This window comes from Chelatococcus asaccharovorans (assembly GCF_003201475.1).
GTDB classification, from domain to species: Bacteria; Pseudomonadota; Alphaproteobacteria; order Rhizobiales; family Beijerinckiaceae; genus Chelatococcus; species Chelatococcus asaccharovorans.
In genome coordinates this window covers 405,691-418,047 of record NZ_QJJK01000004.1, presented here as the reverse complement: position 1 = coordinate 418,047, position 12,357 = coordinate 405,691, and the positions used below count along the sequence as shown (strand labels likewise).

Below are 12,357 nucleotides of genomic sequence, written 5' to 3'. Positions count from 1 at the left end.
CTTGAATGGAGTGGAGCAAGTCCGCAAACGCCGGATTTGCTCGGAGAAGGCAGGGGCAGCATCGCGCGTGTCACCGGGCCGATCCCCTTTTAACCGTTCAACAGGGCGTACAAAAATGGCACGGTCCGGGCCCGGGTGCATAAAGCCCCCGGGATGGCGTCGCCTGCTCGCCGTAAAGGCTTGATTGCGAGGGCCGCGCCAGCGAACATGCAGCCACTTCTATAGATGGCCGTAATGAGGCGGATGGATGCATGGTTGCCGATGACTCCCTGAAGCTGACACCGCCCCGGATCCATGTGGTCCGCATGCTCGTATTCATCCTGCTCGTCGGTTTCCTCGCCTTCGTGCTGCACCGGCAGATCACCGTTGCCTTCCTGACGAACCCCGGGCTGAACGGCCTCATCATCGGCGCCCTGCTCATCGGCATCATCCTGGCCTTCCGCCAGGTCATCCGCCTGTTCCGTTCGGTCCGCTGGATCAACGAGCTCAGACGCTCGAATGCGAATGCGACGCTCGACACACCGCCGAGCCTGCTCGGCCCGACGGCCAAGCTGTTCGGCAGCAAGAGCTCCTCCCGGGGCGTCAGCACCAATACCTTCCGCGCGATCCTCGAATCGATCGGCGCGCGCCTGGACGAAAACCGCGAGAATCTGCGCTATCTCGCTGGCTTGCTGGTCTTCCTCGGCCTGCTCGGCACGTTCTGGGGCCTCCTCGAGACCGTCAGTTCCGTCGGCGGCGTCATCTCCTCCATGCGCACAGGCGCCGAGGCCGGTGTCCTGTTCGAGGAACTGAAGAGCGGGCTCGCCGCGCCGCTCGCCGGCATGGGCATCTCCTTCTCGTCCTCGCTGTTCGGCCTCGCCGGCTCGTTGGTGCTCGGCTTCCTCGATCTGCAGCTCGGCCAGGCGCAGGCGCGCTTCTACACGGAACTCGAGGACTGGCTGTCCGCCCATGTGGTCGAGAACCCCCTATCCGGACGATTGCCGCCGGCCCTGGGCGGTTCGGACCAGGACATCGCGGGGGCGCTCGAGAAACTCGCCACGGTGATCAACGACGGCCAGGGCGGCCGTGCGGCGACCCATGCCATGGCCAATCTGGCGGAGGGCGTGCAGGGCCTCGTGCAGCACATGCGCTCCGAGCAACAGATGATCCGCGACTGGGTGGAGGCCCAGGCCGCCCAGCAGCGCGAGCTGAAGCGGCTGCTGGAACGCCTCGTCGACGAGCGGATCCGCTGACATGGCCCTGTCCCGCGCCCGCCGCTCCGAGCGCCGGCTCGACTACTGGCCGGGCTTCGTCGACGCCCTGTCGACGCTTGTGCTGTCGATCATCTTCATTCTCACGGTCTTCGTGCTGGGGCAGTTCTTCCTCTCCCAGGAAATTTCCGGGCGAGACACGGCGCTGCAGCGGCTCAACCGCCAGATCCTCGAGCTCAACGAACTGCTCGCCCTCGAGCGCGCGAACCGCCAGGACGCGGAGGACAACCTCGCCGCGCTGCAATCGACCCTGCAGACGGCCGAGGCCGACAGGCAACGGCTGCAAGGCCTGCTGAGCTCGGGTTCAGCCACCAGCACGGCTGCCAATGCCCGCATCGGCCAGCTGACGGCGGAAATCGACAAGGAGAAGGCTATCTCCGCGCGGGCCATGTCGCAGGTCGAGCTGCTCAACCAGCAGCTCGCCGCCTTGCGCCGCCAGCTCGCGGCGCTGGAGGACGCGCTCGCGGCTTCTGAGGCGCGCGACAAGGACAGTCAGGCGCGCGTCGCCGATCTCGGCAGCCGCCTCAATGTGGCACTGGCGCAGCGTGTCCAAGAGCTCGCCCGGTTCCGCTCGGACTTCTTCGGACGCCTGCGGCAGATTCTGGGGGAACGCCCGGACATCCGCGTCGTCGGCGACCGCTTCGTCTTCCAGTCCGAGGTGTTCTTCGACGCGGGCTCCGCCGCCCTCCTGCCGGCCGGCGCGGCCGAGCTCGACAAGGTGGCGAGTGCCCTCATCGACCTCGACAAGGAGATCCCGGCCGACATCCCCTGGATCATTCGCGTCGACGGGCACACCGACAAGCGGCCCCTCTCGGGCCTCGGCGAATTCAAGTCCAACTGGGCGCTGTCGGCAGCGCGCGCCATCGCCGTGGTGCAGTATTTTGTCATGAAGGGCGTGCCGCCGCAGCGGCTGCTCGCCGCCGGCTTTGGCGAATATCAGCCGATCGAGCTCGGTGACAGCGAAGAGGCCTATCGCCGCAATCGCCGCATCGAGCTGAAGCTTACGGAGCGGTGAGCCGGAGATCGCCGGCGGCGACCGCGACCCGCTCCGGCGTGGCATGGTTGAACTGGAGCCGCGCCAGGCGTGCATAGAGCCCGCCACGCGCGACAAGGCTCTGGTGCGTGCCCTCCTCGACGATGCGCCCGTCATCGATCACCAGGATGCGGTCAGCCGAGAGCACCGTTGCCAGGCGGTGGGCAACCACCAGCGTCGTCCGGCCTTCCATGAGGCGGTCAAGCGCGCTTTGCACCAGTTGCTCGCTCTCGGCATCGAGCGCCGAGGTCGCTTCGTCGAGCACCAGGATGGGCGCATCCTTCAGCACGGCGCGGGCGATGGCGATGCGCTGGCGCTGGCCGCCGGACAGCGTGACGCCACGTTCGCCGACAAGCGTCTCGTAGCCGTCCGGGAGCGCCTGAATGAAGCCGTCAGCAGCCGCGAGGGCAGCCGCCTGCCGCACCTCGGCCTCGCGCGCCTCCGGCCGGCCATAGCGGATATTGTCGATCACGCTGGTCCCGAAGACCACCGGGTCCTGGGGGACGAAGGCGATGCGGCGGCGCACCGCCGCGGGATCGGCGGTGGCGATATCCACACCGTCGACCCGTACCACGCCCGCCTGCGGATCATAGGCACGCAGCAGAAGCTGGATCACCGTGCTCTTGCCCGCGCCCGACGGGCCGACAAGGGCCACGCGTTCGCCGCGGCGGATCTCGAAGCTGAGATCATCGACCGAGGGTGTGTCCGGGCGCGTCGGATAGGCAAAGCGAACCTTCTCGAATGCAACCGTGCCGAGGGGCGGCTCGGGCAGCGCCACGGGGCTTTGCGGCGCCGTCACCGCGGGCCGCGTCGCCAGAAGCTCGGCAAGCCGTCCCGCGGCGCCTGCGGCCTGAGAAACCTCCCCCCAGACCTGGCTGAGTTCCCCCAGGGAGGAGGCGGCCAGCACGGCATAGATCACGAACTGCGACAGGCGCCCCGCCGTCATGCGGCCGGCGAGCACATCCTGCGCGCCATACCACAGCACGCCGACGACGCTCGCGGAGATGAGGAACAGGGCAAAGGCGGTGAGGATGGCGCGCGCCGTCACCGAGGCGCGGGCAGCCTCATAGGTCTCCTCGGCCGCGCGGCTGAAGCGAGCCGCCGTCGCATCCTCGGCGTTGAAGGCCTGCATGATGCGCACCGCGCCGACCGCCTCGACCGCATAGGCCGCGACCGCGGCGAGCTTGTCCTGGGCGATCCGCGAACGGCGCCGGACGCCGCGGCCGGACACGACCAGCGGAATGACAATGACCGGGATGACGATCAGAACAAGGCTCGACAGGCGCGGACTCGTGATCACCATCATCGCCGCAGCGCCGAAGAACAGCACCATGTTGCGCAGCGCAACCGAGGCGCTCGCCCCGAAGGCGGCCTTGATCATGGTGGTATCGGCGGTGAGGCGTGAGGTGATCTCGCCGCTCTTCGCCTGGTCATAGAAGCCCGCGTCGAGATGCGTCAGATGGCGGAAGACAGCCGAGCGGAGATCGGTGACCACCCGCTCGCCAAGCGTCGTCACGAAATAATAGCGCGTGGCGCTGGCCAGCGCGAGAACACCGACCACGACCACGAGCACGGCGAAATAGCTGTCGATCATGCCGGCGCCATCGGTCGAGAAGCCGTGATCGATCACGCGGCGCACGGCCAGCGGCAGGGCCAGGGTGGCAGCGGACGCCATCAGCAGGGCAAGGCAGGCAGCAGCAATGCGGCCGCGATACCGTAGCGCATAGGGCAGGAGCGGCCGCAAGGCGCTGAGCGGTGCCCGCGTCCCGGGCGCGTTTCCCGATCCGGTCTCTTGTCCCACGTCGTCAGTCGGCCTTGCCGAGCGGCGTGCCATCATCGATCCTCCGCATTTGCTTCCTTTTGTCCGCTTGTCCTTCGCTTGGCGCTGCGCTATAGGGTCGCGACCCTGAGACAACCTGCCGACGACGCGCGTGGTTGCCGCCGCTTGCGGTGACTTCGAAAGGAATTTGCCATGAAGGCCGACATTCACCCCACGTATCATTTCATCAAGGTCACGCAGACCGACGGTTCCACCTACGTCACGCGTTCGACTTACGGCAAAGAGGGTGACAACCTCAACCTCGATATCGACAATCTGACCCATCCGGCCTGGACCGGCGGGTCGCAGCAGCTTCTCGATCGTGGCGGCCGCCTGTCGCGCTTCAACAACCGCTTCGCCGGTCTCAGCTTCGCCAAGAAGTGAGCCGCCGGTGCCGGTGCCAGGGCACGCCCTGGCCGGCATCCTGAAGGGACCTGGTCTCCGCACCACGGCAGGTCGAGCGTCGGGCGACGACGGCTCCCTGCCCCCTGGGATTGCATCTCAGTCAAGCGGACAGCGCTTCATAATCAAACGGCGGCGGGATGATCGCCTGCCGCCGTTTGACGTTTGTCCAGAATCACGCGCTGGCAAATCCAACCTGGATGGCTTCGTCGGATAGAGCATTTTCGAGCGAAGTGGACACCGGTTCGCGTGAAGAAAATGCGTAGAATCAAAGACCTGGAGCACTTCCGGTGGACCGGAGTTCACCGGAAATGCTCTAGCATCCAAGTCGGTGAATTCTCTCGTTTTTCGGGAGCGGTACAAGTCCGCGAGAGATGGACGTCCTCAAGAGCATGCCGTGTTTGGACGGGCTCCCGCCGTCATTCCGGCGGCCTCGTATCAGCGAGGGGCCCGGAATGACGCGGTGGTTCCGTATGAGATCAGCCTGCTTTAGCAGTCTTTAAGTCAGCTGATTGCCGTCGACCAGCTTCCGGATGGCGCAGCCAAGCCCCGGTCTTGACCCGTTTCCATATGGGAACCCATGCGTTCCACGTGCCCCGCGCAGGTGTTCGCACCACGCGAGCCCCCGGAATTGACCGGCCCGCCACCATGAAAAGCGGCGAGCCGGTCCTCCCCCCCCCAATTTGCCTCGTCTACAGCAAGACGGACTGGAGACGGTTGACCTGCGTCAATGGGGCCTGGGCGGCCACGAAGACCACGTCCGCCTCGCCGGTCGCGAGTACGAGGTCCAGATGCTTGATACGGGCAAAGAGACGCTGGGCACGCGCCAGCAGCTCGCCTAGTCGCGGCGGTAGCGCATCGTCCGTCAAGACAACTTCACCCGGCTCGGCGTTGGTCAGGCGCACCTTGGATTTTTCGCTGCGCGCTTCACACAGGCTGATCTCGCCATCCGCGACCGCGCGGTGCAACAGGAGCCAGGAGGCCATCTGCATCAAGCGCGTTGTCAGGCGCATGCTCTCGGTCGCATAGGCCAAGGCAGCCTGCCGGCGAAGCGCGCGAGCCTCCGCGCGCCCTGCCCCCTCCAGATAGGTGGCCGTCTCTTCGATCAGGGCCATGCCTTCACGGAACAAGCGGCGGAACTGCTCCGAAGCGACAAAATGTACACCGAACGGAATCGGCGCCGTCGCCTGCCGAGTCATGTCTACGCTTGCCATACCTCACCTTTCCGGCTCCGGCCGGATACCGACGTCTCGTAATGAAACATCGATTCCCACCTGGATCCGACATCGCAAGGACGGCGCCAGTCATGGCTTGGGGCGGCTCGCGGCGGCGCGGTATGCCACGCAAAAAGCAGCCGCCTCAAGGGCGGCTGAAGGTCGAAGCAGGGAGGCGTCAAAAAGAGTGGACAGGGCCACTCAGCGTCCAGGAAATGGACGGGTTAGTCATATATTAGAAACCTTAATGGAGCGTTGCACGGAAGCCTGGGCCAGCGCATGCGCTCCAAAAAGATACAGATATCCGTCATGCGTTCAGGAGCGAAACACCGCATCCGCCTGCGCCCGGGAAGCCTCCTTGGCGGAGCGGGCCGCCTCCAGGCGTTCGATTTCGGCCCGAAGCAGCGCAATACGCTCGCTGAGCTCGTGGAGCGACAACGTGCTGAGATCCTGGCCGAGGACATGCTGGGTCGCCGGCCTGGGAGCGTCATCATCGAAGAGGCCAACCATCGGCAATTCTCCTCATAACTGCCATTGCGGGGGCATGCCCCTCGTGTCCCGAATCCGAACTGGAACCAATAACTTGCTAGTGGTTCTCTTGATTCCGACATTTTCTCCGAGGCCCGTATCAGGCGGATGCAAATGTCGGAGCAGAACCACGAGCCCATGGAACAATTGACCCGATATTGCAGTCAAGGCGCGTGTGGGGCGGCACGAACGGCGCTGCGCTTATTTTTTGCGTCCCGGAATGTCGCTTTCTCGCGGTTCGCCATTTGCCAGCGACCTTTCCAAGGCCTATATTCCGCGGGTTCCCCTTCATCGGTGGTGACGTCCCGCCCTGGCCGGTTAGCCTGGCCGGAAGCCCGCGGAAGGTTTACCTGGAGCATCGGGCCAAGGACCGAGTACGGTTTTTGGGATGACCCGATGCTCAAGCAACGCGATAGAGCGGCCGCTCCGATCAAATCGGCGCGTCCACCGCCCTAGAGCAAATCCGACTTGGATGGAATCGTCCGATGCCCATGCAGGTCGGTGAATGTGCTCGTCTGTTGTGGAGCGGAGCAAGTCCGCAATAGACCGACGTGCTCTAGAGCGCTTGTGAGCCGAATGGTATCATGCGGTTCACAGGAAAATGCTCCAGATCAATAACTTGGAGCCGACTTGGCAGGGTATTGCAGGCTCGCGACGCGGCCCGCCGTTGCCAAATGGGCTCTGGCGCTTGACCTCACAGGCGTTGTCGTGAAGACGATGCCGCGAATAAGACCTTTAAGGAGCTCCCTATGTCCACGGGCCCCCTGATGCCGAAAGCGACAGCCGTCTGGCTGGTCGAGAACACGGCATTGACCTTTGAGCAGATCGCCGAGTTCTGCAAATTGCACCCGCTTGAGGTGAAGGGCATCGCCGATGGCGAAGTCGCGATCGGCATCAAGGGCCTCGACCCGACGACGACGGGCCAGTTGACCCGTGAAGAGATCACCCGCGCCGAGAAAGATGAAAACCACGTCCTGCGCATGGCGGCCCCCAAGGTCAAGCTGCCTGAGCAGAAGCGCAAGAAAGGCCCGCGCTATACGCCGGTCTCGCGGCGCCAGGACCGTCCCAATGCGATTCTCTGGCTGTTGCGCAACCATCCCGAGTTGAAGGATGCGCAGATCATGCGGCTGATCGGCACCACCAAGACGACCATCCAGCAGATCCGCGAGCGCACCCATTGGAATGCGGCAAGCCTCACCCCAATGGATCCGGTGACCTTGGGCCTCTGTTCGCAGATCGACCTCGATTTCGAGGTTGCCCGTTCTGCCAAGGATCGCCCCGCCCAGATGGATGCGGGCCAGACCCTGCTGTCGCCGGAAGAGACGACCGCGCCGCTTCCTGAGGAGACGCATGATCCTTTCGGCGGCATGAGCCGGCCGAAGAAGGAAGAGGAAGAGACAATCGACGCCGACAGCGTCTTCGCCAAGCTCAAGCAGTTGCGGCCACGCGACGAAGAGGACGAGGACTGAGCCTGATAGGCCTCCGCGAGGGGCAGGAGGTCTGCCATCACCTGAAAGGCGCTTCGTTCGAAGCGCCTTTTTTGTTGGCTTGCTCTGAAACAGATTGAAACGCGCCGAAACACCCCTGTTGTCGTTCCAGCGCGGCAAGCTGATAGAGATAGATCAAGAGTGCTTTGAGGGAAGCGCCTCCATCTCAGGTAAGGTAGCTATGCTTGTTGCACAGTGGATCGCGACAGTCGTCGCCGGCCTATCGTTCTGGCTGGCCGTCGGCTACACATCATGGCGCGGCTTTTGTGATGAAAGACGCCCGGCCGCCCCCCTCTCAGGGCGCAGACGCAAGGCCTTGCCGATGACGGCAGAGCCCTCGAGTATCAAGAGCTGACCACAAGGCCGCGGCCCATTGCGCAGGGATTGGCTCTCGCAGCACCGGCGCACTCCGCCGGGACTCGTTTGAATGCGGCGGATCTCAGCCGAACAATCCGCCGCCACCCTGCACGCGACGAAGCCCCTGCTTCGCGATATCATTGTTCGGGTCGACCGAGAGGGCGCGCTGATAGGATTCGACCGCTTCGTTCTTCTTGCCGAGCCGCTCGTAGGCCATGCCGCGGCCCGCCCATGCATCAGCGTTGTGATTGTCGACGTTGAGCGACGCGTTGAAGTCCTCGATCGCCTTGTCATATTGGCCAACCGCCAGCAGGCTCTGCCCCCTGCCCGTATAGGGCGCCGCGACGAACGGGTTGCGATCGAGCGCCGCGTCAAAATCCTTGATCGCCAGCTGATTCTGACCCTGGCGCTGATAAACGAGCGCCCGGGCGTGGAAGGACTCGGCGGATTCCGGATTGATCTGGATAGCCTTGCTCAGATCGGCCTGGGCCTGATCGAAGCGCCCCTGCACGCGGAGCAGGTTCGCGCGTCCGACATAGGCCGGTGCATAGCTTGGATCGGAGGCAATGGCGCGGTCGAAATCGCTCAGCGCCTGCTGGTCACGCCCGGTTTGACGGTAGGCCAGGGCCCGGTTCGTATAGGCCGGCGCATAATTGGGGTTAAGTTTCACGGCCTGCGAGAAATCCGCCACCGCTTCCGAGAACTGCCCGGTGCGGGCATAGGCGGCGCCACGCGTGTTATAGGCCCCGGGATCGCCGGGATTAGCCTTGATGACGTCCGTCAAGGACGCAATGTTGGTCGATGTGGCGGCTGAGTTGTCCTTCACGAGTTCGGCAACCCGCGTCGATTGCGGCGCCACCGTTTCGCAGGCGACAAGTCCGCACATCAGGCCCGCTGCCGCGACAAGGCGCGCGCCCACCCGAAATCGGCTTCCCGCCGTGCCATCAAAACGGCGGGGAGAGGCCTGCGCCGCGTGCTGATTCATCACCACAGATTCTCCTAACCTCGATGCCGCTCGACATCCGGCATCCCGAACAAGGCCCCGCTCTGCCGCCACCCTGTGATGCCAGCCTCAACGCTTTAAACACCTGTTCGGTTAACCCTTAACCATCATTCTGCCGAATCCGGTTTCGGAAGCGTTTAGATTTCTATCAACTGACATATATCAACGCCAAAATGGCCCACGGTGGAGGCTGTCGGCCGCCGCCACCCCCAGGGGAAATTTCCCATTATTGAGAAGGGGTTACAGGCAATGGCCGCTGCCTCCGGAAGCGTTTTCGGCACGAGCAGCCGCGCGATCGGCCCGCATCGACGCGGCGGATTGTCTCAACCCTGCGCCATGAGCAGACCAGCCAGGCAGCCCGCACAGGGTGCCCTCCGTCCCGACAACAGCCGACCGCATGCGAAGCCGCCACTGAGCGCAAACGCAAAAAGCGCCCGGGACGTTCCAGGGCGCCGCACAACTGAACTGTTTTACCATGACCCGCGCAGGTTGCGACCGCCGTATAGACCGCACCCCTTGCCAGACCATACCGCTACCCTGAAAGCAGTGCGGTTTCCCATGACTGTGCACCACGGCCGGGCCGGTCGCGAAACGACCGAGCCCTGCGAGACGATGATCAGCGGGTGGGCTTCGGCTTCGACGGGAGCAGGCCTTCGCGCTGCAGACGCTTGCGCATCAGCTTGCGCGCGCGGCGCACGGCTTCCGCCTTCTCGCGGGCACGTTTCTCGGACGGCTTCTCGTAATGTCCGCGAAGCTTCATCTCCCGAAAGATGCCCTCACGCTGCATCTTCTTTTTCAGCGCACGCAGCGCTTGATCGACATTGTTGTCGCGAACGAGAACCTGCACGCCTTCATCCCGTGTTCTGAATAAGGTTGGCAAAAGCCGAAAGCGGCGCTGAAACGCGCCGCCGCCAAAGATGGTTGCGAATAGCAGATGTCATCACGGCTGTCCACCGCCGCATCCATGATTCCGGCATGAAAGACCGACGATTGTCACAGGCCTGTTGTTCCAGGCACGAGGGCGTTTGCCGATCTCATTCGGGCAGAACACGCGTCACGTGCCCCATCTTGCGCCCCGGCCGGGCGCTGGTTTTGCCGTAGAGGTGAAGGTGCAGACCGGGCTCGGCAACGATGTCGGCCCAGGCCTCGATATCGGCGCCAATGAGATTGCGCATGTCCACCCGACCGTTGCGGCGGGTGGAGCCCAGCGGCCAGCCGCAGACCGCACGAATATGCTGGGCGAACTGGGAGGTCACCGCCCCCTCGATCGTCCAGTGGCCGGAATTATGCACACGCGGCGCGATCTCGTTCACGATGATCGGGCTGTCATCGCCAGCCAGCACGAACATTTCGACCGCAAGGACCCCGACATAGGACAGCGCATCGGCGATGCGCTTTGCCGCTTCGACCGCCTTGGCGCATTGCGCCGCGGACAGGGCACTGGGAACGGTTGTTGTATCGAGAATGTGATGGCGATGGACGTTCTCACAGACGTCATAGGCCGCGAACCCGCCGGCACGGTCACGCGCGCCGACCACCGACACCTCGCGCTCGAACGGCACGAACCCCTCGAGAATCGCCGGCGCATGGCCGATCGCCGCGAGCGCGGCGTCGATATCATCCGCGGATTCGATCTTCACCTGCCCCTTGCCGTCATAGCCGAAGCGGCGCGTCTTGAGGATCGCCGGGGTACCGAGCGCGGCAAGCCCCGCCGCGAGATCCGCCCTGTTGGCGACATCCCGGAAGGGTGCGGTGGGAATTCCGAGAGCCGCGACGAAGCGCTTCTCGAGCAGGCGGTCCTGGGTCGTCGCCAGTGCCATGTGATCCGGGAAGAGCGGGACATGCCGGCGAAGCAGGTCGACGCTCTCAGCCGGAATGTTCTCGAATTCATAAGTGACGACATCGACGGACGCCGCGAAGGCGACCAGCGCCGCCTCGTCGTCATAGCCCGCCAAACTGTGCTTACCGGACACTTCGAAGGCCGGACTATCGGCATCCGGCGCAAAAATATGCGTCTTCAATCCATAGGCCGCCGCCGCCATCGCCATCATGCGGCCGAGCTGCCCACCGCCGAGAATGCCGACGGTCGCGCCGGGCGGAAGCATGCGCATCGCGGTCTCGTTCGCGGGCGTTGACGTGCTCATGATGCGGTCTCGGGCACGTCCGCCACCGCAGCCGTCTGGCGGGCGCGCCAGTCCTTCAGGCGCGTCGCCAGCGCGGCGTCGCCGAGCGCAAGGACAGCTGCCGCGAGCAAGGCCGCATTCACGGCCCCGGACCGGCCGATCGCCAGCGTCCCGACGGGAATGCCGGCCGGCATCTGCACGATCGACAGCAGGCTGTCCTGGCCGGAGAGGGCCTTCGACTCCACGGGCACGCCGAAGACCGGCAGATGCGTCAGCGCGGCCGCCATGCCCGGAAGATGCGCCGCGCCGCCGGCACCGGCGATGATGACCTTGTAGCCCGCATCGGCCGCGCCCTTGGCGAAATCATAAAGCCTGTCCGGCGTCCTGTGGGCGGACACGATCCTGGCATCGAAGGCGATGCCGAGGCCCTCGAGCGTCTCGGTGGTATGACGCATGGTCGCCCAGTCCGACTGGCTCCCCATGATGACGGCAACCGGTGCCTTCCCCGCGTCTCCATTCATCGGGCGATCATCCCATTCCAATGCGGGCGGGTGCCGCAGCCGGCGCTTCCCATGCGTTTGCTCTCCTTTGACGATCGCGCCATAGCGGCTGCCGTGGCCCTATGCAAGGGCTGACATTGTTGTACCCCGCGTGCCAAGCGCGCTTTCGCAGGCGAGCCCCTGCGCGCGAAGCCGCGCCCGAGGTCCCGCGCGCATCGTCACGCGATGATATCCGGGGTCAACTGGTCCTCGATGAAGGAGATACGATCCTTCAGGACAAGCTTCCGCTTCTTCAACCGCTGAATCTGCAACTGATCGGCCGGGCCGACATGCTCCAGGGCGCCGATTGCCATGTCGAGATCGCGATGCTCCTCCCGCAGCCGCGACAATTCGGCGGCGAGGATATCCCGTTCGTCACCCTCGAACAGGCCGGAAACCATCGGCTTCTCAGGGCTGTCGGCATTCGCGGGGGAGGACGTGACGCCTTGCAGCGAGACGAGCGAGGGGGGCAGCCGCAGATCGCTCACCTTGGCCTCCGCCGATGCTCTGGCCAAGACGCAATACCTGCCCCCATATCAGCGCCCCTGCAACGCGTTGCTCGCGTATTCATCCGGTCCGAATTTCCCTCAAGCTGTCCCATC

Annotated in this window: 12 protein-coding genes; 4 read left to right on the top strand and 8 right to left on the bottom strand. The window is 64.5% G+C overall.

All coding sequences use genetic code 11. The features are described from left to right. The first annotated feature begins 251 nt into the window (after positions 1 to 251). Both C7450_RS11845 and C7450_RS11840 read left to right on the top strand, forming a co-directional pair. On the top strand, positions 252 to 1,232 hold the full coding sequence (locus C7450_RS11845) for a flagellar motor protein MotA (RefSeq protein WP_110374635.1): 981 nt from the start codon (positions 252 to 254) through the stop codon (positions 1,230 to 1,232). A gap of 1 nt (position 1,233) precedes the next feature. Next, positions 1,234 to 2,265, top strand: a complete 1,032-nt coding sequence (locus C7450_RS11840) for a peptidoglycan -binding protein (protein WP_110374634.1) — start codon at positions 1,234 to 1,236, stop codon at positions 2,263 to 2,265. Here the strand turns inward: C7450_RS11840 and C7450_RS11835 are convergent. Continuing rightward, the gene (locus C7450_RS11835) at positions 2,252 to 4,117 is read right to left on the bottom strand and encodes an ABC transporter transmembrane domain-containing protein (RefSeq protein ID WP_110374741.1); all 1,866 of its coding nucleotides are present in this window, start codon (positions 4,115 to 4,117) and stop codon (positions 2,252 to 2,254) included. The genes C7450_RS11840 and C7450_RS11835 overlap by 14 nt on opposite strands. 138 nt (positions 4,118 to 4,255) lie before the next feature. On the opposite strand from C7450_RS11835, the gene rpmE reads away from it, so the two are divergent. Beyond that, entirely contained in the window at positions 4,256 to 4,486 is a 231-nt protein-coding gene (gene rpmE / locus C7450_RS11830; protein ID WP_110374633.1) for a 50S ribosomal protein L31, read from the top strand. Positions 4,487 to 5,196: 710 nt separating this feature from the next. On the opposite strand, the gene rcdA is transcribed toward rpmE, so the two are convergent. Continuing rightward, positions 5,197 to 5,718: a protease adaptor protein RcdA gene (rcdA, locus tag C7450_RS11825; RefSeq protein WP_245449631.1), complete on the bottom strand. Its 522-nt coding sequence runs from the start codon at positions 5,716 to 5,718 to the stop codon at positions 5,197 to 5,199. A 315-nt stretch (positions 5,719 to 6,033) separates the two neighbouring features. Continuing rightward, on the bottom strand, positions 6,034 to 6,228 hold the full coding sequence (locus tag C7450_RS11820) for a DUF1192 domain-containing protein (protein ID WP_110374632.1): 195 nt from the start codon (positions 6,226 to 6,228) through the stop codon (positions 6,034 to 6,036). A 767-nt stretch (positions 6,229 to 6,995) separates the two neighbouring features. Here C7450_RS11820 and C7450_RS11815 point away from each other — a divergent pair. Beyond that, positions 6,996 to 7,715, top strand: a complete 720-nt coding sequence (locus C7450_RS11815) for a DUF1013 domain-containing protein (RefSeq protein WP_110374631.1) — start codon at positions 6,996 to 6,998, stop codon at positions 7,713 to 7,715. A 457-nt stretch (positions 7,716 to 8,172) separates the two neighbouring features. Here the strand turns inward: C7450_RS11815 and C7450_RS11810 are convergent, their stop codons facing one another. The 5 genes from C7450_RS11810 to C7450_RS11790 form a co-directional block, all read right to left on the bottom strand. Next, positions 8,173 to 8,976 (bottom strand): tetratricopeptide repeat protein, encoded by an 804-nt coding sequence (locus tag C7450_RS11810; RefSeq protein ID WP_110374739.1) that lies wholly within the window; start codon positions 8,974 to 8,976, stop codon positions 8,173 to 8,175. 733 nt (positions 8,977 to 9,709) lie between these two features. Then, positions 9,710 to 9,940, bottom strand: a complete 231-nt coding sequence (gene rpsU, locus C7450_RS11805; protein WP_019403310.1) for a 30S ribosomal protein S21 — start codon at positions 9,938 to 9,940, stop codon at positions 9,710 to 9,712. 187 nt (positions 9,941 to 10,127) lie between these two features. Continuing rightward, positions 10,128 to 11,237: a 5-(carboxyamino)imidazole ribonucleotide synthase gene (locus C7450_RS11800; protein ID WP_245449629.1), complete on the bottom strand. Its 1,110-nt coding sequence runs from the start codon at positions 11,235 to 11,237 to the stop codon at positions 10,128 to 10,130. Then, positions 11,234 to 11,737 (bottom strand): 5-(carboxyamino)imidazole ribonucleotide mutase, encoded by a 504-nt coding sequence (gene purE, locus C7450_RS11795; RefSeq protein ID WP_110374630.1) that lies wholly within the window; start codon positions 11,735 to 11,737, stop codon positions 11,234 to 11,236. Before purE ends, C7450_RS11800 begins: the two co-directional genes overlap by 4 nt. 197 nt (positions 11,738 to 11,934) lie before the next feature. After that, positions 11,935 to 12,156 (bottom strand): YdcH family protein, encoded by a 222-nt coding sequence (locus tag C7450_RS11790; protein WP_110374737.1) that lies wholly within the window; start codon positions 12,154 to 12,156, stop codon positions 11,935 to 11,937. Between the last annotated feature and the right edge of the window lie 201 nt (positions 12,157 to 12,357).